Consider the following 26,784-nt stretch of genomic DNA (forward strand, 5'->3'; position numbering starts at 1 on the left):
GCCCCATCTATGACTACCTTTGCCCAAGAGTCCGAATTCGAAGCAGCTGTTGTTCACGAGTTGCGCCAACGCGGCTGGGGCGAGTTGGAGGTCATCAAGTGCCCAAGCGAGGCCGACCTGCTGGCGAACTGGAAGCAAATCCTCTTCGAGAACAACCGCAGCAAGGACCGCCTCAACGAGGCGCCGCTGACCGACAGTGAAATGCAGCAAGTGATGGAGCAGATCGTCGCCCTGCGCACGCCGCTGAGGCTGAACGGCTTCATCAACGGCAAGACGGTGGCCATCACGCGGGACAACCCGGCCGATACGCTGCACTTCGGCAAAGAGGTGAGCTTGAAGGTCTACGACCGGCACGAGATCGCTGCCGGGCAAAGCCGCTACCAGATCGCACAGCAGCCGCGTTACGCCCGTGGCTCCGAGCTGCAGCATGACCGGCGGGGTGACCTGCTGCTGCTGATCAACGGCATGCCGGTGATCCACATCGAGCTGAAGAAGAGCGGTGTGCCGGTCAGTCAGGCCTACAACCAGATCCAGAAGTACGCGCGCGAAGGAGTGTTCACCGGGCTGTTCTCGCTGGTTCAGATCTTTGTGGCGATGGAGCCCGGGGAGGCGCTGTACTTCGCCAACCCCGGCCCGGACGGCAAGTTCAACAAGGACTACGCCTTCCATTGGGCCGACTTCAACAACGAGCCCATTAACGACTGGAAAGGCTTCACCTCCAGCCTGCTGTCCATTCCCATGGCGCACCAGTTGATCGGCTTCTACACCGTGGCCGACGAGGCCGACGGCGTGCTGAAGGTGATGCGCAGCTACCAGTACTACGCGGCGCACGCCATTTCGGACAAGGTGGCCAAGACCGACTGGAAGAACCCGAACCGCCTGGGCGGCTACATCTGGCACACCACCGGCTCGGGCAAGACCATGACGAGCTTCAAGTCGGCTCAGCTCATTGCAAACTCGAAGGACGCTGACAAGGTGGTGTTCCTGCTGGACCGTGTGGAGCTGGGCACGCAGACGCTAAAGGCCTACCGGGACTTCGCCGGTGACAGCAACCAGGTGCAAGCCACCGAGAACACCGGGGTGCTCGTCAGAACCCTGAAGAGCACCGCGCCCGCAGACACGCTCATCGTCACGTCCATCCAGAAGATGAGCCGGATCACGGACGACGCAGACGGCCTGAAGGCACACGACCTGGAGACCATGCGCGGTAAGCGCATCGTGTTCATCGTGGACGAGTGCCACCGCTCCACCTTCGGCGACATGCTGTCCGACATCAAGGCGAGCTTCTCGGGTGCGGTGTTTTTCGGCTTTAGCGGCACGCCCATCCACAAGGAGAACGTTCGGAAGGACAACACCACGACGGATGTCTTTGGGAACGAGCTGCACCGCTACAGTATCGCCGACGGCATCCGTGACAAGAACGTCCTAGGCTTCGACCCCTACCAGGTTCTGACCTACCGCGACCGTGACCTACGGCAGGCGGTGGCACTGGAGAAGGCCAAGGCGGCGACCGTGGCCGAGGCGCTGGCGGACGAAGCGAAGAAGAAGGTCTTCAATCGGTACATGAAAGAGGTGCCGATGGCGGGCTACCGAGATGCGGCGGGCGAGTACCAGCGCGGCATTGAAGACCACCTGCCGAACGCGCAGTACGAGCGCGACGAGCACAGACAAGCGGTGTTGAAGGACATCGCTGACAACTGGGAAGTTCTGAGCCAGAGTGGGAAGTTCCACGCGATCTTCGCCACCAGCAGCATCACCGAGGCGATCATCTACTACCGCCTCATGAAGGCGCAGTGCCACACACTGAAGATCACCGCGCTGTTCGACCCGCACCTCAGCGATGACGACACCGGCAACACCGATCCAGCCTTCAAGGCAGAAGGGCTGGAAGAGATCATCAAGGACTACAACGCCACCTTTGGACAGAAGTTCGACATGGGCACCCACGCGAACTTCAAGAAGGACCTTGCCGCGCGATTAGCCCACAAAGCACCCTACCTCCGTGTCGAAGCCGAGCCGGAGAAAAGGCTGGATCTCCTGATCGTGGTGAACCAGATGCTGACCGGCTTCGATTCGAAGTGGGTCAACACCCTGTACTGCGACAAGCTGCTGGAGTACGAGAACATCATCCAGGCGTTCTCGCGCACCAACCGGCTGTTCGGGCCGGACAAGCCCTTTGGCACGGTGCGCTACTACCGCAAGCCGCACACGATGAAGCGCAATGTGGATGCGGCGGTGAAGCTGTACTCCGGCGACAAGCCCATTGGCCTCTTTGCCGACCAGTTGCCCAGGAACCTGGAGCTGTTGAACGACTGCTTCACCGAGATCAGCGCGATCTTCAGCGCGGCGGGCGTTACCGACTTTGCCAAGCTGCCTGACGATTGGGCAGCCCGGGCAGCCTTCGCGAAGCAGTTCAACCGGTTCAACGCCATCCTGGAGGCCGCCAAGATTCAGGGCTTCACCTGGGACCAGTCGGTCTACGAGTTCGACACCGAGCCCAAGCAGTCGATTGCGGTGGTCATCACGAAGCTGCAGTACTTGACGCTGCTGCAGCGCTACAAGGAACTGGGGGCTGGCGGTGGCGGTGCCGGTGAGAGCATCCCCTTCGACATCGACAGCCACATCACCGAGATCGACACCGGCAAGATCGACGCGGACTACATGAACTCGCGCTTCGCCAAGTACCTCAAGGAGTTGGAAAGCGGAGACGGAGCGTCCAGGGAAGCAACCCTGGCCGAACTGCATCGGTCATTCACGTCGCTGTCGCAAGAGGACCAGAAGTTAGCCGAGATCTTCTTGCATGACATCCAGCGGGGCGATGTGCAGATCGATCCCAGTCGAACCTTTCGCGACTACTTGGTGGGCTTCAAGGCCAGGGCAAAGAGCAAGGACTTTGCGGCCGTGGTTGCAACACTGGGCGTGGATGTCACCAAGATGGCGGCGCTGGTGGACGCGCATGTGACCGAGGCCAACCTCAACGAGTACGGGCGCTTCGACGACCTGCGCGCAACCGTGAACATGGCGTTGGCCAAGGCCTACTTCGAGCGCATCGAAGGGGGGCCAGTGCCGCCCTTCAAGGTCAAGATCAGGGCTGACAAGGTGCTCAAGGACTTTCTGATTCGAGGTGTCCTGTCATTGACCGACACGGGTTCGGATATACCTAACTCGTAGAGTCTGAATGTGAGCTCCGCTTGAAATCGAGGGTGCCAAGGTGGCGGGTACAACGCTATTGCTCCGATGCAGCGTATGCGTCCGGCAAACCCATCTTGAGATAGCTTGTTCGGGCCCCCATGAGGATCAGTAAGCGATGGATCGGCTCGTCCTCGATACGTTGGCGCAAGCGCGAGGCAGGCCATGGACCGGACGGTCCCACCCAAGTGATTGATGACAAACTGCGAACCATCATCCGCAGCCTTGGATGGGGACTGCTGCTGGAAAGCGAGTATCCGTTCAGTGCGGCCGAGAATGCACGCGCGCGAGAGAGAATGAAGATGCTCTCGCACTAGAGTGGAATGAAGTGTTCGAGCCTCGCCAGAGGCAAGATCGACGCTTTGCAAGAGAGGTACCGCGCACTGGAGCTTGAGAACAAGACGCTGCGCAAACTGTTCACCCAGCCTGCCAATTAATGATCTCAAGAGACATCATTTACCGCTGAGCAAGCACCCGCAAGGCCACCAAATGAGCGCATGGGAGCCCTCTTGGTTTTTTGAACCACGGATACGACATGAACCTAAAATCGAAGACAGCGCGCATCATTGAATATGGTGAGCTGTCGAGCAACTACGATTTTCGAGATGACATCGAGTGCGTTCTGGAGCGCGATTATGCAGATTATCCCGGTTTGTACTACTTGGACCTACTGGAACAGCTTGAATTATTCCTCGCACTCGTTCCAGAGATGTCCCCCCAAGAGGTTATTGAATTGGTGGAGCTCTTTCGAGAAAATATGCCTGATGATCCGACAGGCTCCGACGAATTAACAATACCAGGTAGCGTATTCGAAGGCTGATCTAGCGGTGCGGAAAATGCTCCTGATCGAGCCCCATCTCCACCCTCTTCATGAGCCCCCAAGCGAGCCCCACATCGCCACCTGCAGGCTGGGCTTCCAGATGAGGTCGTGACACCTCCACGGACCGCAGATACAGGTTCTTGCGCCGCTGCCCTTTCACAGCAGCCTCCAGACTGTCCAGCGGCGGCAAACACAATGCCTCGCGCCGTGGCATTGAAGCGGCCATGGACAGCCCCTTGGGATCGAAGTCGAAGAAGGCCAGCACGGGACGATGGTCCCGCACCAGCAGCTCGTTCGCCACGTCCGTGCGGAAGTACCCCGGTGCCCCCCGGAACAACGCCAGCGCGGGGCGCCCCTTGAGGAATCCCTCCAGCCACTGGTATTCGTGCAGCCGCAGCATGGGCTCCAGGTTTTCGCAGAACACCAGGACCTCAAAGGGCAAGGCCAGCGCTTGGCGCACATCCATGCACAGCATGCTGCCCGTGGGGATCTGCCCCCCCGGCAGGCCCACCGGTACCACCGCCGCCAGCCGCTCAGAGACGCGCAGGGAGCCCCATTTCTCGGATTCACCAGGCTGCACCTGACTGCGCGGCACCGGCTCCACCTGGCGCGATGACTCAAAGCCCCGCGCCTTGAGTAGATTGCGCGCCGCCGCAAAGTCTGCCTGGGTGTAGACCACCCTCCTCCGCTGCTCTTTCCCGATGCCCTCGGCGTGGAGGAAGTATTCGGCTGCAGCGCTATAGGGTCGGGAAGGCGGCTCCGTCTCAATCAGCCGCCTCAGGAACGTCACCTGCTGCTGGTTCATGCCTTCGCGGCCCCCGCAACCGAGGCCGGGTGAACCATCGCATCGTGGAACCGGTGCCGGAACCGCTCACCAGGGCGCGAGGGGCTGGGAACCACCTCCACCCGGTATTTCTGCTCCCGCAGTGCCAGGACGGCAAAGCCCAGCCAGATATGGGGCTGCAGGGTCTTGGCAAGTTCGTCGGTCTCGCGCCATTCAGCCAGCGAGAACTTGTCGGTCGCGCGCTTGGCGGCACCGGCCAGCCTGTCCAGCGCAATCGCGGCATCGGACTTCTTTTTCACGGGCCGCTCGTCCACCACCCTCTTGAAGCGCTTGATCTCCTTGGGTTGTGGCTCTACAGGCTGAGGAGGGAGCGCCGCCACCTCCTTGACCATAGCTTCCACGAACTGGTGGTCGGTGTCCTGCGGCTCGATCTGAGGCGCGAAATCCGGCAGGCGCGCAGCCAGCAGGAAAGTCGGGATCTCCACCGAAGGGTCCAGCTCGAACCCCGGCCATGAGGGTTGCTGGCGCATGAGCAGATCCAGCCGCGCGAGATGCTTGTGGCTGTCCTCCACCTCCCTGATGCGGAAGATCTCACGCGACAGTTGGGCCTGCATCTCGGCCATGGCGTGCTGCCAGGTCTGCAGGTGAGCCTGCAGGTTCATGCGGACGAACTTGGCCAGCTCAGGCATCCCGCGAGCGGTTGCCTCGCTCTCGATCTTGTCAAAGACGCCAGCCATGCGCGACATGTCTTGAGCGAGGATGTTGGCTTCGCGCTGATAGAAGCGGTTCTGCGACTTCTTGGCCTCCAGCGTGCGCACATTGCCGTAGCGAGTGGACAGGAGCGTGTGCAGGTACAGCAGGTTGCGATCCACGCTGTCACCGATATCGAAGACCGTGGATTCGATGGTCTCCACGATGTTCTCCACCGCGCGGTAGTCCTTGGCTCGGTACAGATCGTCCACATCGTTCCAGAGCTGATGCGCCTGGCTGATGCGCGAGCCGATCTCGGCCAGGGTCTGGTAGGCCGGGAAGAGCTGCAGGTGGTCGTTCAGGAAATCGCGCAGCTTTGGGTGCAGCCGATATCCATCCTCCCCCGCAGGGCGCAAGGCGTTGGCCTGCCGCAGAGCACCCACGGACGCCTGAGGGGCATCTTGCGCCGGCACGATGATGCCGTCGCGCCGTGTTTGCTCCACCACATCGGCATGCTGGTAGAGCGTCTTCAGTACGTCCTTGACTGGGGAGGAGGTCATGCAGCCCCCGCCTCGGGAGCCTCAGCCTCCTCCAGCCGCGCCTGGGGGTCGATCTGGTCCACCACCTGGTCATCGGAGATGTGGGGGGTGTTTTCGTTGATAAAGGCAATGAGCTGCAACAGGTAGTCCACCTTGCCGGTGAAGGTGTAGCCCTTGCTCACCTCGTTGGTCTGCTGCAGGTAGCCCGCGTCCTCCAGGATCTTGAACATCTTCTGGACGCGAAAGACTGTTGCACCGCTGTCCGTCACCCGGTTATCGGCAAGTTCGCGCATGTCGGCCAGGCGCCGCTCCAGCGCGGAGGAGTTGCGCACTGCCTCGCTGATCTCGGTCAACCACACCACGTCGCCCGCGTGGAGCTGGGGATCGCTCCCCTGCGCCTCCCGCAACAGGTTGAAGAAGCCCACATAGGGCATCAGCCGGTGGCGCACCGTTTTGAGTTCCTCCCGGATGCGAGCACGGGTGTCGGTGGTGGGCGATTCGTCGTAGGCCATGAAGAACGCCCCCTCGTCGTGGAGACGCGCCAGCCGGTACCCCACGGCCGATAGCCATTCCTGGGCCTGCTGCTGGCCTTCCTGTGTCGCCAGTGCCTCGTACTCACTCTCAAACCGGACTTTGCAGACAAACTCACCCTTGGCGAGCAGCTTGAGCGCGGATTTAAGCGAGTTCATGCTCGGCCTCCAGTTCGTGGGTCTCGTTGGTGAAGATCGCCCCAGTATTCTCGAACAGGCTCAGGCGCGGGAAGTGGCGCGCGAGCGCCGGATCGACACTGGGGCTGGCGCTGATCACGTCGATGTTGTTCAGGGCCAGGGTCTTGAGGAACGCGCCGACGTTCTTGGCGTCAAACCGGCCCAGTTCGTCGGTCACCCACACCAACCGAACCGGCGATGAGCCCCGGATCATCTGCACGAAGCCCATGAGGAACATGGCCGTGATGAGGGCGGAATTGCCGTTGGAAGACACCGCCCGGAACTCCTCCTCATTGCTGATGACGGAGCGCTTGCCGTTCTCATAGAGGCTGAATTCGAGGCGTACCTGCTCGTTCAGGTCCACCTGCACCCCACCATCGGAGCGAAGGATGTCCTTGTACTCACGCACCAGGGCGACATCCTCATCCGAGGGCAGCTCCATGCCGACGCGGGAGTACGAGCGCCCTGTGAGCGAAATCGTCGGGCTCTTGTCCCGCATCTTGCGTAGCACCGAGAGGAATGCCTGCTGGCCCACGCTCGATGTGACGCGCACGCTCAGGTTCTTGAAGCGCTCAAAGTGCTCGGCCGTGGCCAGCGCCCTGCCCAGCTCGGTGTTGAACGTCGCCACCAGGCGGTCGAAGGTGTCCAGACGGCTCACGAACACACTGGCGTTTTCGAAGAAGCCGTTCATTTGGTGGGTGAGCTGCTCGATGTAGCTCCCGCATTCAGTGCGCTCAAACCAGTCGCACAGCTGCTCCGCTTCGAGCCACAGGTACTCTTGCTCAAGACGGGTCTGCCGGTCGGGCAACTCCTTGCGCTTGAGCTTGAGCCAGTCATTGGGCCCGCCCTCCTTCTTCTCAAACTCATTGCGCAGGGACAGGACCTCGTTGCGAAGGACCGCAGCCTCATCCACCAGCGTGCGCAGTTTGCGGGTCACCTCCTGGTCGAGTTCCAGCATGGAGCGCCCGATGTAGGCGCTGCTGGGCACAAAGTCGAGGAAGTCCTTGAGTTTCTGGTCGCGCAGTTCCTGAAGGCGCTGTGCATCAGAGGTGGCGGTTGCGATGCGCCCGTCGAGGGCATCAAGCACCTCCTTGGCCTCCTTGGTCAGATCATTTCGGCGGGTTTCCAGACTTCCAAGGTTCTGTGACGCCTTGAGATAAGCGGCGTGCAGTTCTCCCACCTTGCGCCGGGTCGTTTCAAAGTGAGGGAGCTCGTCCTTGCAGAATTTCTTCCAAGCGGCCACCTCATGCCGGTTGTTGGCAATCGCATCAAGCTGGTCCCGCAGCCCTTTCAGTTCTTCCTCCACGGCATTGATGCGCACGGTATCGAGCCCCATGCCAGCCAGCTTGCGTTCGTAGTCCTGTCGTGCGTTGGTCAGATTGGTCTGCAGGGTCGCTTCAACTCCTTGTGACTCGGCATCCAGCTTGTTGATCTCGCTGTTCGACTCGGCCTCCAGGACCTCAGCATTGAGCTTGTACCCGGCGTTGATCGCTTCACGCTTATTCTTAACGCCTTCGCGGATGGCTCGTTCTTCATTGCCAAGCACGTTCAGAGTCGTCCTCAAGCCATCAAGGTCCTTCAGAGCCTGGGTCTCTGCAGCGCTGCGCTCGGTCTTCACAAGGCTGTCGAGGCGTCGTTTGTCTGTGACCGCAGCATCAAAGGCCGACTTCGCCAAACCGAGGTTAGCTGCCGCCCTGCCGTGGTCGGTACCGGCTTGCTTCAGCTTCAGTCGGGCTTTTTCCGCTTGGTCTGCCGCTTTGTCCACGGCCGCGTTGATGTCTGCCAGCTGGACTTTTGCCGTTTCAAGCTGGTGGCGTACCGAATCCATCGAGAACCACTCAGGCAGGGGTAGCTCCTGAGTGCTCACCGTGGCATTGCCGACCACCACGGTCCCCTCCTCGCCTCTTTGTGAGGCTGGTATGTCCAGCATCGCAGGGGAGAGGTCGGTGCGGTGGATCACGCCCTCAGCGATCAGCTTGCTGGCATGGGGCCAGGAAGGATCGTCGCTTGCACGGATGAAGGCGAGCAAGGAACCGGGTTCCGGGGTGACCTGGGCGGTCAGGGCATCAATGTGCGCCAGCAGCGCTTTCTGACTGGCCTCAAGACCCTCCACGGCCTTGATAGCCGCTTCAAGCTCACGGCGAGCCTGATCTTCGTCTTTTTTACGGTCAGAGGCTGCGTCTTTGGCTGCGTCGAAATCCTTGCGGCGCTGTTCGAGAATGGCCTCAGCCTCCTCTTGTGCAGCAAGGGTCTCCGGCGTGGCAGCGGGGTTTTTGATCTTTTGGGTGATCTCGCCTTCGCGGGTGGCCAGGCGGTTGCGCTCCTCGGCGATCTCGGCGAGCCTGTAGGGCTCCTCCAGCGCCTGCAAGTCCGCGTCCTTGGCTTCACCGAGGGCCAAACGCTTTTTGAGCCCCGCGCTTTGTGCTGTGGCTTTGCGCTCAGCGATCTCATTTTGCTGACGCTGCGCGGACTGCTCGATTTCGAGACATCGCCTCTCGTATTCGGTCAGGAGAGAACCCGATGCAGAGGTGAGGCGCTCATGCTCTTTCTCCTTGTCCCGCGCCTGCTGCCGAAGTGCGGCCTCCCTGGATTCATTGGCCGCAAGGGTCTTCGCATCGATCCGGTCGAAGTGATTCTGGCGACTGTTCACGGCCAGAAACGCTTCATTGAGGCGCTGCCAATCGCCATGGGCTTCGGTCTTTTTCTGCTCGGCCTCCGTGATTTCGTTGCCCAAAGCACCAAGCGCCTGATCGAAGGCCTCTGCCTGGGCCTTGCGCTCACTGGTCAACCGTTCTTGGTCCTTTGCCGCCTGGGCGAGTGCTGCCTTGACGGCCACATGCAACGAGCACAGCTCCATGTGAACCCCTTTGATGCGGCCGATGCGTTCCTTCATCCGATCAGCGTCGGGTTTGCGCTTCAAGATATCGGCCATGTGGGTGCGACTGTCCAACCAGGTGGTCACATCCTCCCGGCGCTGCTTGAGTTCGCGCACGTTCTGACGCTTCGATTCCGTGGCCTGGTCTTCGGCCACGCGCTCCAGCACAATGTTCTGCAGGTCCCTAAAGCTGATCTTCTCGTTGGCCATGGCGGCTGCAATCTGGTTGAGATTGCGCAGGGGGCGTGGCCCCAAAGAGTGATCGCGAGCCAACAGCATCATCTGCTTGGCGTTCTTGCTGCTCATGCGCTCATTCAGAATGACGCTGCGGTATTCGTTGAGCTGCAGGACGGGCGAGACGTTGATGTTACGCGCATGGAGCCGTGGGGCGAACTCCGTGCGCGTCACAAATGTGTTGTTCTCGTCGTAGAAGAAGGTTTCATCAAACCCGGCTGAGACGATCCGAAAGTCCGGGATGTCCTCGCCATCCTTGGCATACATCACCACCGTGCGCAGATGGGAGTCACTCTCCCGCTCGTACTCATAGGCCACCGCGCTGCTGGGGTCGGGTAGCGTGTGCCGGATCATGGACGCCTTCCCGGAGCCCTTCAGGACCTGTGAGGGGGTCGCGCCGTAGAAGAGAGGGATCAGGCGCAGAAAGGTCGTCTTGCCCACCCCGTTGTCGCCCACCGCCAGAACACCGCCGCGTGGATCCAGCTCGGAGATCCGCCCCGAAGGGTTGCTGTCGCTGGGGTTCCTGATGTTGATGGCGATGATGCGGCGAAGCTGGTGGGGCATGTGGGTCGATCCCTCAAATTAGGTTTTCTTTTGTGAATTCATTGTGCCTTCACCCGAATATCGCATCGGGAAACCCACGCACCGCAACAGGTGGCGGCAGCCTATCTACTGGTGAAGATGCTGATCTGTAAAGACGCTCGTCAAGCGTGACATTCCGATAGGACACGTGTGCCGTTGATTGCGTCAGAACTCCCCCTTCCGTGCGTAACGGCATGCTAGACGAGGGATGAATCGACCGTATCCTGATCGTCAGCCGCAGTGATGCCCCCACCAGTGCGCAGGATAACGCGGCTTCACAGTACCCCCCAATACTGTGAGTGGTTCACATTAGAGCGGGCCACTCCACCTGTTCAACAACAACGGTCCCCGCGACCCGTGGAGTTCCCATGCCATCCAGAATCCCCGTCCGTATTGACGACAAAGACTTTCCAAGCATCAACAAGGCCCGCCTGTTCTATCGCGAAATCCTTCACCGCAATCAGCCAGGCCAAACGGTTGCGGACTCCGACCAGCAAGAGATGAAGCGTCTCATCACAAGTGCACAGCGGGCTCTCAGCCCAGACTCATCCGTCTCGAAGATTCGCGTAGTCCAGGGAAAGTACGGGCGTCACTGCTTTGCCTTCCAAGATCAGGACAATACCCAGCACGCCATCTCCATCCTGCGCTCAATCAAACAATGCATCATGGGCGGAGAGAATCAACCGCCCTCGATCAAGCACTGACCATAAGAACGCAATCGACACCACTGGCAGATGGCGGTGATTACTCACCTACCGACTTTCCTGACCTATTCTTCGTCGTCTTCTGGGATTTCGTGGATAGCAGAAAGGTGCCTTTCGATTTCCAGCTCAGAGATTCCGGACTCCGTCCCCTGCCCCTTTAGAGTCCATTGATGACATTCGTCCCCAACAAAGGAGACGTAAAGGGCGATTTCATAACCTTCCCCATAGGCTTTGAAAAAAGTCGCGCATGACCAAGTCCCATCATCGTTATCACGCTCGGATTCGCCGCCACTTTCAACGAAAAAGTCCGTAGCGTCTAGCTGATCCAAATAATCTTTGGGCTTCACTTTTCTATGACCGGGTTCGTCTTGGTAGTCATCATCATCGACAGCTTCAGTCTTGATGTAGGAGACGTTGACATATCCACTGAGTTTTATCCCCACAAGTGCCTCCCAAAGGTTGTAGCGAGTCCATTGTGCTACGGTTTGATGTGACCCAAGGCATGCGGCGTGCATTCCGCCAACGCAGGAAATGGTGCTGAATTGACACGCCAGCGGGGGATTGGACGCAGCCAAACCAGGCTAAACGGACCGTAATGTGGGCAGTCTGTACCAAGCACCCCCTTTGATCCTAAATTTCTTCAGTCACATATCACCCCAGTGACCTGACCACCGTCTGCCCCTTGGCAGCCGTCCAACGCCCATGAAGCCCGGCACGCTCATCTCGAGCTGCCGGGCTTTATGCCGTCCTGGTCAGGGTTTTCTGTCTTTCTGCTTCTCGGCTCAGCCATCTGCAGCCCTCCTCAGCCCCGTGTGTTCACGCACCCGGGGCTTTTGCTTTTGGGGTGGCCGGTTGGTCTTTCTGTCTCGCTTCCCTGGTTCGTCAACCCGCATGTTCTTTCAAGGAGATTTCCATGCTCACCTGTCCCCAATGCCAATCCCCACGATTGGAATCCCGCAATCTCGGTCGCAACACTGGTGGCGCTGTCGGCGCCCTCGCAGGCGCTGCCAGCGGTGCCGCCAGTGCACTGCGCGGCGCCCGAGTGGGTGTCACGCTCGGTGCCTTTGCAGGCCCCGCAGGATCCGTCCTGGGCGGTCTCGCCGGTGCCGCCCTCGGTGGCCTGGTCGGCGGCGCCATCGGCTGCGAAGTCGGCAGCAAGATCGGTGAAGCCGTCGATCAGAACTGCCTGGACAACTACCGCTGCCTGGAGTGCGGCCACACCTTTGGTCCTCCGCGCGAGTGAGGTGTGTGGGCGGTATTCGTCCTGCCGCCTTCTCGGTCTCGCTTTCCCTTTTTCTCCTCCTCTTTCACTCCCCTTCCCGGCTCTTCGTCCTTGCCGTGTGCTCTTCGGAGTCACGCAGTGGCGCAGCCGTGGGTGGGTGGTTTTTGTCTGGTCGGTCTTTCGTTTTCTTGTTCTTTTTTCCATTTCCACAAGGAGTATTTCAATGGCACATCTCGTTCAAACCATGGCCTATGTCGGCGAGACCCCATGGCACAACCTGGGTCAACAACTGCCCGCCAAACAACCCATCGATGTCTGGGCCCGTGAAGCGGGCATGGACTGGACCATCCGCGAGACTCCGGTGCGCTACATGGCCACGGAATCTGCATCTGCGGTCGGTACATCCTCTTCTGTCTCGGACCTCTATGGCGAACCCATGGAGTTCCCCGACCAGAAGGTGCTGTATCGCAGTGACACCAAGGCCCCTCTCTCGGTGGTCAGTGCCCGCTACCAGGTCGTGCAGCCCAAACAGGTGCTGGAGTTCTATCGGGATCTGACGGAAGTCTCTGGCTATGAGTTGGAGACGGCCGGGGTGCTCAAGGCAGGGCGCAAGTTCTGGGCTTTGGCCCGCACTGGCAAGTCCTCGGCACTCAAGGGCAACGATGTGGTCCATGGCTATCTGCTGTTGGCCACTTCCTGCGATGGGACCTTGGCCACCACCGCCACGCCAACGACAGTGCGCGTGGTCTGCAACAACACGCTCTCCATTGCCCTGTCGGGAACGTCGAGCGCGATCAAGGTGCCCCACAGCACCAGCTTTGATGCGCAGGCGGTCAAGAAGCAGTTGGGCATTGCCGTCTCGCAATGGGACGGGTTCATGTACCGCATGAAGACCCTGTCCGAGCGCAAGGTCAAGAGCCATGAGTCCATGAACTACTTCCTCAAAGTGCTGTGCCAGACCGATGGTCATGCGGATGCGTCGGCGGGTCTGACCAATGAGCGTGCGCTCAAGAAGGTGCAGGCCATGTACGAGGGCCAGGGCCGGGGCGCGGAATTGGCGGCTGCCAAAGGCACGGCCTGGGGTCTGCTGTGCGCCGTCACCGAGTTCGTGGACCACGAGCGCCGGGCGCGCAGTCAGGAGTACCGCCTCGACAGTGCCTGGTTTGGCCAGGGCGCCACACTCAAGCAGCGGGCGCTGGAGCAGGCGTTGCAGTTGGCGTCGTGAGAGTGGCCGCCGTTCTTTCGTCTCATCCTGCGATTCATCCATTCACCAACATCGCCCTTCACGGCATAGACCCCGGCTCCTTCAGTGGACCGGGGTCTTTTGTTTTGGGGGTGGTGCGGGTGTTCGTTTTTTTCACATTCAAGGAGTCAGCATGGTTCAACCTGTTGTTTCACCGGTGGGGACTTCCTCCACCAAACCCCGCCCAGCTCTCCGGCTGGTCAAGACCCAAGACCTGGATCGCGATCAGTGGTTGCAGGTGCGCAAGGGAGGCATTGGCAGTTCGGACGCTGCGGCGGCTGTCGGGCTCAATCCCTACCAGTCGCAGCTGGAGTTGTGGATGGAGAAGACCGGTCGTGCTCCCACCGCCCCACCGGGCGACGGGGGTGCGGACGATCAGAGTCCGATGTACTGGGGTTCTCTTCTGGAGCCCATCGTGGCGGCGCACTACACCCGCCGTACAGGGAATCGGGTCCGGCGGATCAACGCGGTGCTGCAGCATCCTGAGCACCCGTGGATGCTGGCCAATATCGACCGTGAGGTGCTGGGTGCACCCGATGTTCAGTTGCTGGAGTGCAAGACCGCGGGGATTCAGGGGGCGTGGCTCTGGCGGGATGGGGTGCCGGAGTATGTGCAGTTGCAGGTGCAGCACCAGTTGGCCGTGACGGGCAAGCAGGCGGCAGATGTAGCGGTGCTGCTCGGCGGTCAGGAGCTTCAGATTTTCCGGATCGAGCGGGATGAGGAGCTGATTGCCCAGCTCATCCCCCTGGAGCGGGAGTTCTGGGGCTATGTGGAGCGGGGCCAGGCGCCCCCAGCCGATGGGTCGGATTCGGCAGACCGGGCTTTGCGAGCGCTGTATCCGCGGGACACGGGGTTCACGCTTAACCTCAAGCATGACCTGGTGATGGGGGCGGTGTTCTCGGACCTGTTGGCAGTGCGGGAGGTCCTGGCGACCAACACGGCGCTGGAAGCCCAGCTCAAGCAAGCCATTCAGCAGCGCATGGGGGATTCGAGCCGGGCGGTGTTTGAGAACGGGGAAGTGAGTTTCAAACGCAGCCGGGATGGGACGCAGCTGGATACCGCGCGGCTGGCCAAGGAGCAGCCGGAGATCGTGAAGGCATACACGGTGCCCAAACCTGGGAGCCGGAGGTTTCTGGTGCAGACCTGAGGTCGGCCATCAAGGATACCTAGGCCATCTGCGCCACAGGTTCATTCATTTCATTTTCATTCAACGCATCCCCAGACGGGCTTCATCGGTGACGGTGAGGCCCGTTGTGCTTTAGGGGGTGTTCACATTCAACAAGGAGATTCACATGCTCAAAGGTTTGGCTTTGACACCGCCCGTGATCGGGCGCATTGCGATTGGGCGGGTGGTGGAGAAGGCAGGGCGCCGTCTTCCGGAGAAGGACGATGAGTTCACGCTGACCAGCCAGGTCCAGAACAAGGAGGGGTGGGTTCCGCATCCGGTGGATGCCCAACTCCGCAAGGAGCCAGGGGCTAAGTTGCGCAGTATTCCGGTGCGGCTGCTGTTTGACGATCCGGATCTGAGCCTCAGAGCGAACTACACGATGTTTGACCGGGCCACGGGAAGGCCTCTGTGTGTGGGAGATGGCGAGAGCTGCAAGCGGGTGACCCTGTCGGGGATGCAGTCCCTGCCCTGCCCTTCGCCTGCGGTGTGTCCGCTCGCGCAGGATGGAAACTGCAAGCCATATGGACGGCTGCATGTGCGGGTGGAGGCGGAGGGGAATACCGAAGCTGGAAGTGCTGGCGACGAACTGGGCAGCTTTGTGTTTCGGACCACGGGGTTCAACAGCATCCGGACGCTGTCGGCACGGCTGCGGTATCTATTTGCGGTGTCGGGTGGGGTGCTGGCCGGATTGCCTCTGGAGCTTCGGCTGCGGGGCAAGTCCACGACGCTGTCGCACCGCACGCCGATCTACTACGTGGATCTGACGCTGAGAGCGGGAAGCAGCTTGGCCCAGGTCGTGGCGTTGGCACGGCAGGAACGCGAGCAGCAGGCTGCGCTGGGGCTGGACCAGGCGGCACTGGATGAAGCGGCGCGGCAAGGCTTGGCGCTGGGGGAGTTCGAGGAATCGGAAGAGGAAGGGGTGGAGGTCGTCGAGGAGTTCTACCCAGATGCTGGTGCGGATGGAGATAGAGATAGTGGAGCAGAGCAAGCAACTGCGCCGATCTCGCTGCGCGGCAAGCTGCATCGCAAGCAGGAGGCGCTCGGAGTGCGCGCCACCGCAACAGGTGATCCAGGGGCTTCCCATGCGGTTGCATGAAGGGCTGGTTCGGCGCTATGCCGTGGGGCTGGTGATGGAGACGGTGCCCTGTTATCGATGCGGGCCGGATTCAGCACCAGGTGTCAAGGTGCTTCCCGGGATTCTGGTGAGGCATCGAGCACCGCCCCATCGCACGGGGTCCGTGGCACTGCAGCAGGCGGTGGCCTTGCTCACTGGCCAGCGGGTGGCAGTACCCGCTGTGACCAGTGCGGCCGGGGGGTTGCGCCATGCTCAACGGTTACTCCCTGGGTTCCAAGCTCAGCTCGTCTGGGAGCAAGCGCCTTCGGAGTTGCTGGCGTTTTGCCACGGCGCGGTTCACCGGGGTGGTCTGGTGCTGCTGCTTTGGCAGTCGATTGCCAGGGAGGAACGAGGTGCTCCTCGCCGGCCCTGCCCTCCTCCTAGATGGATGCTGGTGGTCGGGGTGGAAGGGCCTTGGAGTCCAGCGGGAGATGGATCAGGCAGTGTGGTGTGCACGAAGGCGTCCGGACTCCTCGTCCTGGATACCAGCGTGCATCCTGGATGGGGATTGGGGCACAACCAGTGTTTGGTTCCAGGGGCCTATCCGTTCCACGAGGCGGCCATGCGGGTGGCGGAGTTTCGTAGCGTGTGGTCGGCGCGAACGTTGGAGGGCAACCTGGACTGTGGGTTCGTCCTCTCGGCGATCGCACTGTCTCCCGGCAAGGGCCAGGACGCCCAGTGATCTGGCGGGAGGTCAGGCAGTGTCTACGCGCTGCCTGGCTCTTTTTGAGGGCCGATCAGGCAATCACAAAGGGCGTGCGGTCTTTGCCCGCAATCCACTGGGGCGGCTTGCCCCGGCCAGACCAGGTGGCTCCAGTGGCGGGGTCCTGGTATTTGGCGGCGACCTTCTTGGGCTGGGGCTTCCAAGGGAAGACTTGCTGGGCGGTGAAGCCGAATTCCTGAACGAGTTGCAGGACGGTTTGGAGGGCCTGTTCGGACTCGGCCTTCTTGGCGTTGGCGATTTGTTCGTCGAGGAGTTTTTTCTGGGCGAGGAGTTCGGCGTAGCTGGACATGCGGATGCGTTGGGGTGAGTGCTGAGGCGTTGTGTGTTGGCCCAGAGCGGGCCTTTTTTGCACAGGGAACACTCTACGCGAACTGGAGCCAAGTCGCCGTCAGTTGGGGGGTCCAACGGGTGGGCTGGTGGATTCTTGTGTCCCGCCCTGACGCCACACCTGCAGGTTTGCGTACTCGCGACCACACCCTGTGCACCGCAGGGCTTCGGTGTAGCGCATGACTCCGGCCTCATCGCGTGCAAGCACGCGGTGGTAGCTGGTGGCACCACAGTAGCCGCAGCAGTTCCTGGCGGTGGATGGGTTTATCGAGATGGAGGAGCTCAGGTTCTTCACTCAGGTGGGCTGTTCTTGGTTTGGTTGTTCTCTTCGTGCGCTGTGGATCGTACCAAGGCACCAGCTTTTGCGCAGATCTATGGAGCCAGCTGGTCACGGGCAGGGATGTCACGCTCCATGTGGAACATCTCACACGGTAGCGGCTGGGCTGCGGCAAAGATCTCGCAGCCACTTCCTTCATCCCTGCCCGTTCAGCAATGGGTCAACCGAAGGTGTTGGGTTGGCGTTCAATTGATGCATTTGCATCACATATCATTAACCGATAGAGAGGGAGCTTTATGCAGTCCAAGTTTGGAAGGGTGCGGCTTGCGCGCAGCCTGGTGGTTGTTTCGTTGGCGGTGTTGGGCCTGGCTGGGATGCTGGCCGGTTGCCAACGCAAGGAAGCCGATGCGCCGGAGTTGCCGGTACAGACGGTCTCGGGGTTTCTGGAGATCGCTGGGGTGCTGGATCGCCGAGCTGAACAGGGAGCGGTGTTCGAGGTCAGTCCGGAGACGGGGGATCTGGTGGCCTACGTGTTTGATCCGAAGAGTCCTCTGGGGCAGCGGCTTTTGTCGCAGTGTGTGCGGGATATGCCGTGTTTTGTGGAGGGTGTTCGCGCTCGGCCGCTGGATGGGCAGGCACCGGCCACGAAGGTTCTCACCGAGCTGGGCTTCAGTGTGTCGCCGTCCGCCTGGTTGGGAATGATCGATGCGGGCCCTGCCAGGGTGGAGTCTGCACTGGAGGCACCAGAGGCCCGGGTCAAGACCCGGTTTGGGGAGGTGGTGGTGCAGGAGGGTGATTATTCGGTGCTGGTGAACGGGCAGACCGTTCTACCGGCCCAGGAAGAGCCCCTGAGCATCGTGCGCAATGCGCCGGTGGGTGCAGAGGATGTGCTGTTGCTGCAAAGCGGATCGGGCACCGCCTGCCCTGCCCTGTTCCAGGTGCTGGTGGTGTCGGCGCAGGGGGTGCAGGTGTCACCGAAGTTTGGCTCCTGCTCCGACTTGGTGTTTGCTGTGGTCGAGGAGAAGCGGAACCAGGCGCCCCGACTGTCCATCCGGATGCTGGGGTTTGTAGGGCCGTTTGAACCCGAGGAGGAGCAGCGCAAAGCGGCTCTGAAGATGGTGGAGTTTGTGTACCAGCAGGGGGCGCTCACGCGGGACGGGAAGCCGGTGTTCTCGCAATGACGGGCTATTCCCTTCCCTCTCGACCGCAGGATCAAACCTTGGCGGTGGTCTTTCGGGCGGCTTTGCGTGCGGGCTTGATCGCTTGCTCTGGGGGTTTGAGCAGGGTCCAGGGCTCCACGCACAGGGCCTGTGCCAGACGTTCGATGTTGGCCAGGGCAATGTTCCAGCGGCAGCGCTCAACCGCCGAGACGTAGGTGCGGTCGAGTTCGCACTCGTGGGCCAGGCGCTCTTGGGACCAGCCTTTTTCTACACGCAGTAGCCGGATCCAGTACGCGAGGACTTCGCGCACGTTGCCCGGGTCGGGCAGATGGGTCGGGGGCGTGGGTTTGGCAGGCACCGCAGGAGGATGCGGTTTTGCCTTCTTTGTATCTACGGAGTTTGCATCACCTTTTGCGTACTCCGTGGGGATTTTGAGTGGTTAGTGCTTCAACTTGGGGAGGAATTGCCATGAAGCGGTTTGCTTGGGGTCGTTGGGTGGTGGTGGGGTATTTCTTGATCGGGCTGCTGTATGCGGTCTACGCGAACAACTGGGGGGATGAGCCCTACCGGAGTTTTGCGTACCACCTGGGTCAGGGCTTGGTTTGGCCGGTAGTGGTCTTGCCGGGTCTGGGCAAGTTCATTGGGGGCTTGCTGATTGTTGCCATGGTGGCGTTTGTGATGGCCAGTTGAGAAACAGGAAGGAGCAAGCGCCATGGCGTTTCTGGCTCAGCTGATTCTGGGGGGGTTGATGGTCTACCTGTTCTTTGCCTCACTGGGCTTCTGGTTCGGGCTGGGAGTGATCGTGCTCTGGCTGCTGATTGGGATGGCCAATGGTGGCAAGCGGTGAGGTGATTTGAGCGGGTAGGCAAAGCGGCGAGCGCACCTGGGAGGCTGGGTGCGCTCATTTTTTTACACAAGGAGGGGTTATGGAATCAGGGATGGCGAGGGCTCAGGTGTTGGGCCTGCAAAGTTGGATCCGTGGGTCCAGGGGGGCAATCACGGCACTCACGTTGGGTGCTGTGCTGACTTTGGTGGGGTGTTCTGGCTCCAAGACCGAACGAATGATGGTCAAGGGCTGCACCGATGGAGGGAGCAGTAAGAAGACCTGTCAGTGCGCGGTGGACAAGATGGGCGAGCGCTACGACCTCAAGAACCTGGATGAGTTTGCGGAGAGCCGGGGCGGGATTCCGCTGCAGACGCTACAGGCGGATTTTGTGAAGGCTTTGGTCGAGTGTGTGCAGAAACATGGGCGTTGAGAAAGCGCGGAAAGGAGATACGCGATGAAGACAGTTGGGAACGATGACGTTCAAGGGGGCAGGGCAGCAGCGCTGCCAACGACAACAAGGCGGAACACCCGCCCTGCCCTATTGTTGGCGGCCGGCTTTTTGTGTGCGGTGCTGGTGCAAGGCGCATGGGCGCAGTCACCGCAGCCACAGACGTCAGCCTGCGTGCGGCCGCTGAGCAAGGAGGTGAAGAACCGCACAGTGTTTGTGGGCACACGGGTGTTTGATACGGCCGTACCGCACGAGGACACCAAGCCCAAGATGATCCTGATGAAGGGGTTTACCTTGCGGGTGGTGGGACGGTTTCAGGAATGGGTTCAGTTGATGGGGGTCAATGACAAGGAGTTCGGTCCGGACTCGACCCTCGGGTGGGTTCACGAGTCGGAGCTCGTCAAGGTGAACATGGAGTTGTGCAGGCTGGGGTGAAGCCTGGCGAATGTGGCGTTGGCCACCAATTTGGAAGGGGACTGGGCTGTAGCCTGGTCCCCTTTTTGTTGGGGTTCATTTTTTGGCTCCGAGAGAAGGCAGCGATAGAGTAGTTGTGGTTCGTCGATGAGTTACACAGGCACGAAGTACCAGCAATGAGACGGCTTTAGGCTGATTGCTGTCGCTCAAAACACCTTCGTTGAACGACTGCTGTTAGCGATAGCAGACCGTGAGGAACATCATCGGGCGCTTTGCTGGATCGCAAAAACTGACGCAGCTAGCGTGGTTACTCATGGACAACGTCATCCAGAAGGCGCATGGTTTTACTCCCTCCGCTCGATGGGAGACCATCATGGAATCCGCTGCAGCCGTTGTCCATCGCGAGCCTTGGAACAAGGGAAAGATCGTTGGTCAGAAGGCGCCTTTTAAGCCTAAGGACATCTGGGCGCTGCGAGTGCGCCTCCAGATGGAGAACCGGGTGCGCGAGCTTGCGCTCTTCAACTTGGGAATAGACAGCAAGCTGCGCGGATGCGACTTGGTCGCCCTCAAGGTCCGCGATGTTTGCCATGGCGACCAAGTCGCATCCCGAGCAACGGTCATGCAACACAAAACCCATCACCCCGTCCAGTTCGAGATAACGGCAACCACTCGTGAAGCGCTTCAGCACTGGATCAAGACCGCTAAGCTGCAATCGGAAAACTTTCTCTTTCCGAGCCGAATTCACAAGTCACCACATCTCGGGACGCGTCAGTACGCCCGAATTCTTGAGCGTTGGGTGTTGCAGCTAGGTTTGGATCCAGCAGAGTATGGAACTCACTCCATGCGGCGCACCAAGGCGACGCTCATTTACCGCAGAACGAGGAACCTGCGTGCAGTCCAGCTACTGCTTGGCCACTCGAAAATCGAGTCAACTGTCCGTTACCTTGGTATTGAGGTCGACGATGCTCTTGAGCTATCTGAACAGACCGAGATTTGAGTTGAGTAAGCGCACAAGGATCATCGGGGGCGGCTGAGCAGTGGACCTAGATCAGCGTGAGTTGTAGGACGACGAGGGTACCTCGGGTCCTTCAAGCGCCTTTCGCGCTGGCGCAGAATTCGCCCATTAGCCGTCTTTGGCACGCGCTGTCGGAACCTCATATCGAGGCTGGTCGCCAGCCAGAAGAGCAATTGCACCACCCGTTTGGACGAGGCTGCATGACACGCTTTGGAGGTCAAAGCGACCCGAAGGCTTCGTCAGCCTCGCCGTTTAAGATTTCACAATCAGATAAGAATCCTCTTTGTCACAAGGAGTTAGCGCATGCAGCACCCACAGGACCACTGGGAAAAGGTGTACCAGACCAAACAGCCTGATGCCGTGAGTTGGTTTCAGGAACATGCGACCCAATCCTTGGACATCATCCGCTCGACTGGAACGTCGTTGGATGCCAACGTCATTGACGTTGGGGGCGGTGCTTCAACACTGGTGGATGACCTGGTCGAAAGCGGTTTCAAAAACCTGTCCGTGCTGGATTTATCGGCCAGTGCCCTTGCTGTTGCTCGAAATCGCCTGGGAACTGCAGGCGACAGCGTGACATGGATTGCCGGCGATATACGCAGCGTGGACTTGCCACACAACACATATGACATTTGGCATGATCGCGCGGTTTTCCACTTTTTGACGGACACTGCGGACCGTACAGCCTACCTTCAGCAGGTCATGAAGTCCGTCAAGCCGGGTGGGCATGTGATTGTTGCGACATTCGCTCCAGATGGTCCTGAGCAATGCAGCGGGCTACCGGTGGTACGGTACTCTCCTGACGAGCTTCATCAAACATTTGGACCAGCGTTTGAGCTGGTTGAACACATGAGTGAAGAGCACAAGACCCCTTGGGGATCAGTACAGCATTTCGTCTACTGTCATTGTTTGAAACCGAGCTAAGGGCTTGCTGCATTCAGTCTGCAGAATCAGGTCCACAAAGTACACAAATGGCTTCCGTTAGCACGAGACCAGTCCTTGGCCAAGTTGGGGTGGCAACCGTAGCCCTCCGCTGCGAGGCAGGCGTTCGCGCAAGCTCTGCGACCGACTGCAGTTGGCCCATTCCAACCAGCGACGGCCTTCTCGACTAGTGACAGGTCGGCCCTGAAAATCGACGCTCGCCAACGGCGCCGAGAGAGTCAGCATCGGCGTAGGCGGTCACTCGCAGGTGTACGTTACCCAGCTGCACAAGGTGCCGTCCGTGCGAGTGCATTTACAGGCTGCGGACCCACTCTGCCAATCAATGGCAGCCGTTTGTGCAACAGAAAACCGGTCAGCCCAGGGTCGACGAGTGACGTTGACACTCCCGAGTGTCGTGAGGTCCAGACACATGGGCGCTCGCCGACCTGACACCCGTCAGCGAAGACGCCTGCACCAGTTCATTCAAGATGCCGCAGTGTTCTGCTTCGCGGGCATTGACGCACTGCTCGCGCAGCGCCTTCAACTCCTTGTCCAGGTGGCGCAATTCGCGGATGCGGGTAGACGACGTGTGATGGCCTTGCTGCGCGCGGTGGGCATTCCCTGCCGCTTCCACGGATTCACCATCGACATGCCCTTGCTGGAGGGCGCGATCACCGGGCTGGCCTACTGAGTGGCGCTGCAGCGCATCATCCACAGCTGGGTCGAGGTCAACCTCGAAGGCGCGCTGGATCGCGCTGGAAGGCTTCATCCTCGATGAACCGTACCTTGCTAGCCTGCAGCGCCGCTTTCCGTAGGCCCCGCTTCTGTGGCTACGGAGCTGCCAGACCCGTCCTGTCGGCGCCCAGCGTCGTATGGCGCGGCCAGGACACCTCCATCCAGAAGGAAGGCATCGCCGAAGACTTCGGTGTTTTCGACAGCCCGGATGCCTTTTACCCGCGCCACGGCTCCAATCTCTCGGAAGTCAAACGCTGGCTGTACCGGCCGGTAATCCGCCATGCGATGAACCGCAGCGTCGCCCGCATCCGCGAGTCAAAGTGGTGAAACCCCACGACCTGCTCGCCTCGCATGCGGCCGGACAAACTCTGTAGCAGCTACACTTCCAGTCGTGCGTCGCTTACTCGCCATCTTTCTGCTCGCCATGCTTCCGCTCCAGTTCAGCTGGGCTGCGGTTGCGTCTTATTGCGGGCACGAAAGTCAGGCGGGCACAGGACACTTTGGTCACCATGACCATGAGCATCACGCCGACGCCAGCAGCTATACCTGGCCGGCTGCAGATCCGGGCGCAGGTGTGTCTTCGCCCCTGGACGAGGCCGGCGGCGCGAACGGAGACAACGCTCCAAGCACCATGGACCTGGACTGCGGTTACTGCCATGGCACCGGTAGCGCGGTGCTGACATTGCAAATGGGTCTGCCCAACGCGCTCTCGACCGCGCTGCCCGGCGCCACCCTCGACGAAACGTTTGGTGCACACGCACCGACCCGACCCGAACGCCCTCAGTGGCTGCCCCTTGCCTGATCGGCGAGGCGGGTCGCATCCCTTTCTGAAGCCCGTTCGCGCCTGAGTGCGCGCCGCTGCCTGCGGCGCCGTCGGGCACGACGCGACCGTTTGGTCGCCGCTTGCCGATCTCCCGTGAGTTGTTTTCAACACTGGAGTATTGGATGAGATATCGAACTCGAACGAAGGTCTGGCTGTTGCGCGCCAGTGTGGCGGGCGCTGCGACCCTGTGCGGCACGGCCGTGGTGGCGCAGACAGCCGCAGCTGCCGCAGTGGCGCCGGCAGCAGGCAGCATGCAAGCCGCTGCAATACCGTTGAATCTGCGACAGGTATTCGACGCTGCCTGGTCCCGCCAGCCTGAAGCGATGGCGCTGCAGGCGCGACGCGACGCCACCCGGGCCAAGCAGACAGCCGCCAAGGCCTGGACGCCGGAGCCGGCGGCACTGGAAGTCTCGAACAGGACCGACCGCCTGGGTAACAACCAGGGCGCGCGTGAACTCGAAGTTGGCATCGCCGTGCCGTTGTGGCTGCCCGGTGAACGTGGCCGCAGCGCAGCGCTGGCCGACGCCGAGGGCGCCGCCATCGAAAGCCGGGCCAACGCAGCGCAACTGCGCGTCGCTGCCGCGGTCCGCGATGCATGGTGGCAGTGGCAGCGTGCGCGCATCGAGGTGGGCACCACCCGCGCGCAGCTCGATAGCACTCGCCTCATCGCCGCCGACGTTGCGCGGCGTGCGAAGGCCGGCGATCTGGCCCGCGCCGATCAGCACCAGGCCGACGGCGCGGTGGCCGGTGGGGAAGCTGCTGTTGCGCAGGCTGAGGCCGGCCTCGCGGCGGCTCGACAGCATCTGCGTGCACTGGCCGGCGCCGCACCCGCCTTGTCCGGCGCTGACGACACCCTGGCAGAGCCGGATCCCGGCACTGCAGCCACCGAGATCGAAGCGCATGCTGCGCTGCAAGAGCTCAAGGACCGCGCCGCCGTGGCGCAGCGTTCCGTCGCACTGACCGCCACCCAGTCGCGTGCCAACCCTGAACTGACGCTGGCGACTACGCGCGACCGCGGTGCGCGCGGCGAGACGTCCCAGCAGACCATCACACTGGGCATTCGCATCCCCTTCGGCGCCGGCCCGCGCTTCGAAGCCCGCAGCGCCAACGCACGCGCTGAAGTCACCGAGATCCAGGCCCAACTGGCCCTGGAACGCGAACGTCTCACAGGAGAACGGGAAGCGGCGCGCGTGCGTGTTGATGCCTCGCGCTCCCAGCCTGATGGCCGCCGAAAGGCGCGCACAGCTGGCCCGCGAGTCGCGCGGCTTCTTCAGCAAGTCTTTCCGGCTGGGTGAAACCGATCTGCCGACACGCCTGCGCATCGAGGCCAAGCTGCTGAGGCCGAGCGCCAGGCCGCACGCACCCGCATCGAGCTCGCTGCGGCGATCTCTGCGTGGCGCCAGGCCCTGGGCCTCCTGCCGCAGTGAAGCCATTCAACGAATCCTTCAGGACATCCCCCATGAACTTCCCGAAACTCCCTGCCGCAGTGTTCGCTGCGGCCCTGCTACTCGCATCCGCCACCTGGGCCGGCCCAGGTCATGATCACGGTGACGCGGCGCCCGCGGCCGGCGGCCAGGCGCTGCCGCGCTTCTCGGCCGTGTCCGAGACCTTCGAACTCGTCGTCGTGCTCAGTGGCAAGCAGATCACGCTGTACCTTGATCGCTTTGCCGACAACAGTCCGGTGCGCGGCGCTCAGATCGAGCTCGAGATTGGCGGCGCCAAGTTCAATGCAGAAAAGCTTGGCGACGACGAATACGAGGTCGTGCTGCCCGAGGCCCCGAAGCCCGGCGTTTTGCCGGTGACCGCCACGGTGACCGCCGGCAACGAAGCCGACCTGCTGGCAGGTGAACTCGATATCCACGAGGCGGCGCACACCGAGGAGGCTGCACACGCGCACTCGTGGACGGAATACGCGGGATGGGCCGTGGCCATCATCGCCGTACTGGCGTTGCTCGGATGGGGCGGGCGTCGTGTGATGAATGCGCGCAGCGTCCGTGCAGGAGTTGCAGCATCAAGCGCACCCTGATCGCCTCCAGCCTGGGGCTGCTGATCGCCCTGACAGGACTGGGCTCCGCCCATGCCGGCCCCGGCCACGATCACGGCGACGCCCCCGCCGCGCCCAGCGCCAACGGACCGCAGCGACAGCCTGATGGCAGCGTCTTCCTGCCCAAGCCCGCGCAGCGCCAGCTGGGTGTGCGAACCGTCGTCACCGAAGCGGCCGAACTGCCCCGCACGGTAGAACTGAGCGCCAAGGTGCAGATGGACCCGAATGCCGGTGGCAAGGTGCAGCCGCTGAACGCTGGCCGCATCGAACCCGGGCCGCGGCGGCTTGCCGAACCCCGGGCAGGAGGTGCGCAAGGGCGAGGTGCTCGCCTACGTCGTGCCATCGGCGGCGCCCATTGAGCGCTCCAACCAGCAGGTCAGCTTGCCGAGCTGCGTGCCGCCAAGGCCCTGGCCGACAAGCGCATCGCGCGTCTGCAGGAACTGGCCGACACCGTGCCGCGCAAGGAGATCGAAGCCGCTGGGAGCGAAGCCGCCAGCCTGGCGGCGCGCATTGCCGCGGTCGGTGGTGGCCTGTCCACGCGTGAGGCGCTGCTGGCGCCGGTGTCGGGGGTGATCGCCTCGGCCTACGTCGTGGCCGGCCAGGTGGTCGATGCACGCGAACTCATCTTCGAGATCGTCGACCCATCGCGCCTGCGCATCGAGGCTTTGGCCTTCGACGCAGCCATCGCCTCCAACATCGGCACCGCGACGATGGCCCTGGGGCAACCAGCGCATGCCGCTGATCTTCATCGGCGCCTCGCGCAGCCTGCGTGAGCAGGCGCTGCCCCTGGCCTTCCGCGCTCAGGGTGCCGCACTCGACCAGCTGGCCGTGGGCCAGCCGGTGCGTGTGTTCGTGCAGACGAAGGACAAAGTCAAGGGCATCCCGGTGCCGGTGGCCTCGCTGATGAAGAACCCGGCCAACCAGACCGTGGTGTGGGTGAAGACGGCGCCGGAACGGTTCGAACCCCGAACCATCACCACCGAGCCGCTCGACGGTATCAACGCCGCAGTCACATCAGGACTCGAGCCCGGCGACCGTGTCGCGACACAGGGCGCCACCTTGATCAACCAGGTGCGCTGACATGTTCAAGTGGCTACTCGAAAACAGCCTGGCCAACAGGCTGCTGGTGCTGATCGCGGCCGTCGTGCTGATGGTCTATGGCGCGTTCACGCTGACGCGCACGCCGGTGGACGTGTTCC

The 26,784-nt window shown here is 61.4% G+C and carries 26 protein-coding genes and 1 pseudogene; 19 read left to right on the forward strand and 8 right to left on the reverse strand.

What is annotated here, in order from left to right:
* Positions 1-9: 9 nt before the first annotated feature.
* Together ACTPOI_RS21580 and ACTPOI_RS21585 are read left to right on the forward strand one after the other, a co-directional pair.
* Positions 10-3,171 (forward strand): type I restriction endonuclease subunit R, encoded by a 3,162-nt coding sequence (locus tag ACTPOI_RS21580; RefSeq protein ID WP_440112574.1) that lies wholly within the window; start codon positions 10-12, stop codon positions 3,169-3,171.
* Between the two features lie 553 nt (positions 3,172-3,724).
* The gene (locus ACTPOI_RS21585; RefSeq protein WP_440112576.1) at positions 3,725-4,009 is read left to right on the forward strand and encodes a hypothetical protein; all 285 of its coding nucleotides are present in this window, start codon (positions 3,725-3,727) and stop codon (positions 4,007-4,009) included.
* A gap of 1 nt (position 4,010) precedes the next feature.
* Here ACTPOI_RS21585 and ACTPOI_RS21590 read toward each other — a convergent pair whose 3' ends face one another.
* The 4 genes from ACTPOI_RS21590 to ACTPOI_RS21605 are packed head-to-tail and all read right to left on the reverse strand — an operon-like array spanning position 4,011 to position 10,402.
* Positions 4,011-4,814, reverse strand: a complete 804-nt coding sequence (locus ACTPOI_RS21590; protein WP_440112578.1) for a DUF7281 domain-containing protein — start codon at positions 4,812-4,814, stop codon at positions 4,011-4,013.
* A complete protein-coding gene (locus ACTPOI_RS21595) occupies positions 4,811-6,043 on the reverse strand; it encodes a hypothetical protein (RefSeq protein ID WP_440112580.1) in 1,233 nt (410 codons plus the stop codon). Before ACTPOI_RS21595 ends, ACTPOI_RS21590 begins: the two co-directional genes overlap by 4 nt.
* On the reverse strand, positions 6,040-6,711 hold the full coding sequence (locus ACTPOI_RS21600; RefSeq protein ID WP_192425162.1) for a hypothetical protein: 672 nt from the start codon (positions 6,709-6,711) through the stop codon (positions 6,040-6,042). The genes ACTPOI_RS21595 and ACTPOI_RS21600 overlap by 4 nt, the downstream gene beginning before the upstream one ends.
* Positions 6,698-10,402, reverse strand: a complete 3,705-nt coding sequence (locus tag ACTPOI_RS21605; RefSeq protein WP_440112582.1) for an ATP-binding protein — start codon at positions 10,400-10,402, stop codon at positions 6,698-6,700. The genes ACTPOI_RS21600 and ACTPOI_RS21605 overlap by 14 nt, the downstream gene beginning before the upstream one ends.
* Before the next feature lie 386 nt (positions 10,403-10,788).
* Here ACTPOI_RS21605 and ACTPOI_RS21610 point away from each other — a divergent pair, with 386 nt between their 5' ends.
* Positions 10,789-11,124, forward strand: a complete 336-nt coding sequence (locus ACTPOI_RS21610; RefSeq protein ID WP_440112584.1) for a hypothetical protein — start codon at positions 10,789-10,791, stop codon at positions 11,122-11,124.
* A gap of 65 nt (positions 11,125-11,189) precedes the next feature.
* Here the strand turns inward: ACTPOI_RS21610 and ACTPOI_RS21615 are convergent, their stop codons facing one another.
* The gene (locus ACTPOI_RS21615; protein WP_440112586.1) at positions 11,190-11,639 is read right to left on the reverse strand and encodes a hypothetical protein; all 450 of its coding nucleotides are present in this window, start codon (positions 11,637-11,639) and stop codon (positions 11,190-11,192) included.
* A gap of 398 nt (positions 11,640-12,037) precedes the next feature.
* Here ACTPOI_RS21615 and ACTPOI_RS21620 point away from each other — a divergent pair, with 398 nt between their 5' ends.
* From ACTPOI_RS21620 to ACTPOI_RS21635, 4 genes are all read left to right on the forward strand, one after another.
* The gene (locus tag ACTPOI_RS21620; RefSeq protein ID WP_440112588.1) at positions 12,038-12,367 is read left to right on the forward strand and encodes a hypothetical protein; all 330 of its coding nucleotides are present in this window, start codon (positions 12,038-12,040) and stop codon (positions 12,365-12,367) included.
* A 202-nt stretch (positions 12,368-12,569) separates the two neighbouring features.
* Entirely contained in the window at positions 12,570-13,571 is a 1,002-nt protein-coding gene (locus ACTPOI_RS21625) for a DUF932 domain-containing protein (RefSeq protein WP_440112590.1), read from the forward strand.
* Between the two features lie 151 nt (positions 13,572-13,722).
* Positions 13,723-14,736: a YqaJ viral recombinase family protein gene (locus ACTPOI_RS21630; protein ID WP_440112592.1), complete on the forward strand. Its 1,014-nt coding sequence runs from the start codon at positions 13,723-13,725 to the stop codon at positions 14,734-14,736.
* Positions 14,737-14,881: 145 nt separating this feature from the next.
* Positions 14,882-15,853 (forward strand): recombination directionality factor, encoded by a 972-nt coding sequence (locus ACTPOI_RS21635; RefSeq protein ID WP_440112594.1) that lies wholly within the window; start codon positions 14,882-14,884, stop codon positions 15,851-15,853.
* A gap of 755 nt (positions 15,854-16,608) precedes the next feature.
* Here ACTPOI_RS21635 and ACTPOI_RS21640 read toward each other — a convergent pair.
* A complete protein-coding gene (locus ACTPOI_RS21640) occupies positions 16,609-16,884 on the reverse strand; it encodes an H-NS histone family protein (RefSeq protein ID WP_440112596.1) in 276 nt (91 codons plus the stop codon).
* Between the two features lie 611 nt (positions 16,885-17,495).
* On the opposite strand from ACTPOI_RS21640, the gene ACTPOI_RS21645 reads away from it, so the two are divergent.
* A complete protein-coding gene (locus ACTPOI_RS21645) occupies positions 17,496-18,380 on the forward strand; it encodes a hypothetical protein (RefSeq protein WP_440112598.1) in 885 nt (294 codons plus the stop codon).
* Between the two features lie 31 nt (positions 18,381-18,411).
* Here the strand turns inward: ACTPOI_RS21645 and ACTPOI_RS21650 are convergent, their stop codons facing one another.
* Positions 18,412-18,717, reverse strand: coding sequence for a helix-turn-helix domain-containing protein (locus ACTPOI_RS21650; RefSeq protein ID WP_440112600.1), 306 nt, complete (start codon positions 18,715-18,717; stop codon positions 18,412-18,414).
* Positions 18,718-18,827: 110 nt separating this feature from the next.
* Here ACTPOI_RS21650 and ACTPOI_RS21655 point away from each other — a divergent pair, with 110 nt between their 5' ends.
* The 6 genes from ACTPOI_RS21655 to ACTPOI_RS21680 all read left to right on the forward strand — a co-directional run bounded on the left by ACTPOI_RS21655 (position 18,828) and on the right by ACTPOI_RS21680 (position 21,986).
* A complete protein-coding gene (locus ACTPOI_RS21655; protein WP_440112602.1) occupies positions 18,828-19,049 on the forward strand; it encodes a hypothetical protein in 222 nt (73 codons plus the stop codon).
* Positions 19,050-19,071: 22 nt separating this feature from the next.
* Positions 19,072-19,206, forward strand: coding sequence for a hypothetical protein (locus ACTPOI_RS21660; protein ID WP_440112604.1), 135 nt, complete (start codon positions 19,072-19,074; stop codon positions 19,204-19,206).
* Between the two features lie 79 nt (positions 19,207-19,285).
* Positions 19,286-19,615, forward strand: a complete 330-nt coding sequence (locus tag ACTPOI_RS21665) for a hypothetical protein (RefSeq protein ID WP_440112606.1) — start codon at positions 19,286-19,288, stop codon at positions 19,613-19,615.
* Positions 19,616-19,828: 213 nt separating this feature from the next.
* Positions 19,829-20,068: a hypothetical protein gene (locus ACTPOI_RS21670; RefSeq protein ID WP_440112608.1), complete on the forward strand. Its 240-nt coding sequence runs from the start codon at positions 19,829-19,831 to the stop codon at positions 20,066-20,068.
* Positions 20,069-20,420: 352 nt separating this feature from the next.
* Positions 20,421-21,044, forward strand: coding sequence for a tyrosine-type recombinase/integrase (locus tag ACTPOI_RS21675; protein ID WP_440112732.1), 624 nt, complete (start codon positions 20,421-20,423; stop codon positions 21,042-21,044).
* Positions 21,045-21,365: 321 nt separating this feature from the next.
* Entirely contained in the window at positions 21,366-21,986 is a 621-nt protein-coding gene (locus ACTPOI_RS21680) for a class I SAM-dependent methyltransferase (protein WP_440112610.1), read from the forward strand.
* A 370-nt stretch (positions 21,987-22,356) separates the two neighbouring features.
* Here ACTPOI_RS21680 and ACTPOI_RS21685 read toward each other — a convergent pair whose 3' ends face one another.
* Positions 22,357-22,752, reverse strand: coding sequence for a hypothetical protein (locus tag ACTPOI_RS21685; protein WP_440112612.1), 396 nt, complete (start codon positions 22,750-22,752; stop codon positions 22,357-22,359).
* Between the two features lie 5 nt (positions 22,753-22,757).
* On the opposite strand from ACTPOI_RS21685, the gene ACTPOI_RS21690 reads away from it, so the two are divergent.
* The 5 genes and pseudogenes from ACTPOI_RS21690 to ACTPOI_RS21710 all read left to right on the forward strand — a co-directional run bounded on the left by ACTPOI_RS21690 (position 22,758) and on the right by ACTPOI_RS21710 (position 26,665).
* Positions 22,758-23,045 carry a hypothetical protein gene (locus tag ACTPOI_RS21690; RefSeq protein WP_440112614.1) on the forward strand — a complete coding sequence of 96 codons (288 nt, stop codon included), beginning with the start codon at positions 22,758-22,760 and terminating at the stop codon, positions 23,043-23,045.
* A 97-nt stretch (positions 23,046-23,142) separates the two neighbouring features.
* Positions 23,143-23,520 (forward strand): hypothetical protein, encoded by a 378-nt coding sequence (locus ACTPOI_RS21695; protein ID WP_440112616.1) that lies wholly within the window; start codon positions 23,143-23,145, stop codon positions 23,518-23,520.
* Between the two features lie 143 nt (positions 23,521-23,663).
* On the forward strand, positions 23,664-24,836 hold the full coding sequence (locus tag ACTPOI_RS21700; RefSeq protein ID WP_440112618.1) for a TolC family protein: 1,173 nt from the start codon (positions 23,664-23,666) through the stop codon (positions 24,834-24,836).
* A gap of 164 nt (positions 24,837-25,000) precedes the next feature.
* Entirely contained in the window at positions 25,001-25,567 is a 567-nt protein-coding gene (locus ACTPOI_RS21705) for a hypothetical protein (RefSeq protein WP_440112620.1), read from the forward strand.
* A pseudogene (locus ACTPOI_RS21710) lies at positions 25,552-26,665 on the forward strand (efflux RND transporter periplasmic adaptor subunit). The gene ACTPOI_RS21705 and the pseudogene ACTPOI_RS21710 overlap by 16 nt, the downstream one beginning before the upstream one ends.
* Positions 26,666-26,784: the final 119 nt, after the last annotated feature.

This window comes from Acidovorax sp. BL-A-41-H1, assembly GCF_051942715.1.

Bases quoted from the DNA above. Each gene is read 5' to 3' on its own strand.
- ACTPOI_RS21590 (WP_440112578.1), bottom strand. From the start codon at position 4,814: ATGAACCAGCAGCAGGTGACGTTCCTGAGGCGGCTGATTGAGACGGAG.
- ACTPOI_RS21600 (WP_192425162.1), bottom strand. From the start codon at position 6,711: ATGAACTCGCTTAAATCCGCGCTCAAGCTGCTCGCCAAGGGTGAGTTT.
- ACTPOI_RS21680 (WP_440112610.1), top strand. From the start codon at position 21,366: ATGCAGCACCCACAGGACCACTGGGAAAAGGTGTACCAGACCAAACAG.
- ACTPOI_RS21690 (WP_440112614.1), top strand. From the start codon at position 22,758: ATGAACCGTACCTTGCTAGCCTGCAGCGCCGCTTTCCGTAGGCCCCGC.
- ACTPOI_RS21630 (WP_440112592.1), top strand. From the start codon at position 13,723: ATGGTTCAACCTGTTGTTTCACCGGTGGGGACTTCCTCCACCAAACCC.
- ACTPOI_RS21610 (WP_440112584.1), top strand. From the start codon at position 10,789: ATGCCATCCAGAATCCCCGTCCGTATTGACGACAAAGACTTTCCAAGC.
- ACTPOI_RS21655 (WP_440112602.1), top strand. From the start codon at position 18,828: ATGAAGCGGTTTGCTTGGGGTCGTTGGGTGGTGGTGGGGTATTTCTTG.
- ACTPOI_RS21700 (WP_440112618.1), top strand. From the start codon at position 23,664: ATGAGATATCGAACTCGAACGAAGGTCTGGCTGTTGCGCGCCAGTGTG.
- ACTPOI_RS21675 (WP_440112732.1), top strand. From the start codon at position 20,421: ATGGAATCCGCTGCAGCCGTTGTCCATCGCGAGCCTTGGAACAAGGGA.
- ACTPOI_RS21705 (WP_440112620.1), top strand. From the start codon at position 25,001: ATGAACTTCCCGAAACTCCCTGCCGCAGTGTTCGCTGCGGCCCTGCTA.
- ACTPOI_RS21620 (WP_440112588.1), top strand. From the start codon at position 12,038: ATGCTCACCTGTCCCCAATGCCAATCCCCACGATTGGAATCCCGCAAT.
- ACTPOI_RS21580 (WP_440112574.1), top strand. From the start codon at position 10: ATGACTACCTTTGCCCAAGAGTCCGAATTCGAAGCAGCTGTTGTTCAC.
- ACTPOI_RS21695 (WP_440112616.1), top strand. From the start codon at position 23,143: ATGCTTCCGCTCCAGTTCAGCTGGGCTGCGGTTGCGTCTTATTGCGGG.
- ACTPOI_RS21635 (WP_440112594.1), top strand. From the start codon at position 14,882: ATGCTCAAAGGTTTGGCTTTGACACCGCCCGTGATCGGGCGCATTGCG.
- ACTPOI_RS21605 (WP_440112582.1), bottom strand. From the start codon at position 10,402: ATGCCCCACCAGCTTCGCCGCATCATCGCCATCAACATCAGGAACCCC.
- ACTPOI_RS21645 (WP_440112598.1), top strand. From the start codon at position 17,496: ATGCAGTCCAAGTTTGGAAGGGTGCGGCTTGCGCGCAGCCTGGTGGTT.
- ACTPOI_RS21665 (WP_440112606.1), top strand. From the start codon at position 19,286: ATGGAATCAGGGATGGCGAGGGCTCAGGTGTTGGGCCTGCAAAGTTGG.
- ACTPOI_RS21685 (WP_440112612.1), bottom strand. From the start codon at position 22,752: ATGAAGCCTTCCAGCGCGATCCAGCGCGCCTTCGAGGTTGACCTCGAC.
- ACTPOI_RS21615 (WP_440112586.1), bottom strand. From the start codon at position 11,639: ATGCACGCCGCATGCCTTGGGTCACATCAAACCGTAGCACAATGGACT.
- ACTPOI_RS21640 (WP_440112596.1), bottom strand. From the start codon at position 16,884: ATGTCCAGCTACGCCGAACTCCTCGCCCAGAAAAAACTCCTCGACGAA.
- ACTPOI_RS21585 (WP_440112576.1), top strand. From the start codon at position 3,725: ATGAACCTAAAATCGAAGACAGCGCGCATCATTGAATATGGTGAGCTG.
- ACTPOI_RS21660 (WP_440112604.1), top strand. From the start codon at position 19,072: ATGGCGTTTCTGGCTCAGCTGATTCTGGGGGGGTTGATGGTCTACCTG.
- ACTPOI_RS21625 (WP_440112590.1), top strand. From the start codon at position 12,570: ATGGCACATCTCGTTCAAACCATGGCCTATGTCGGCGAGACCCCATGG.
- ACTPOI_RS21595 (WP_440112580.1), bottom strand. From the start codon at position 6,043: ATGACCTCCTCCCCAGTCAAGGACGTACTGAAGACGCTCTACCAGCAT.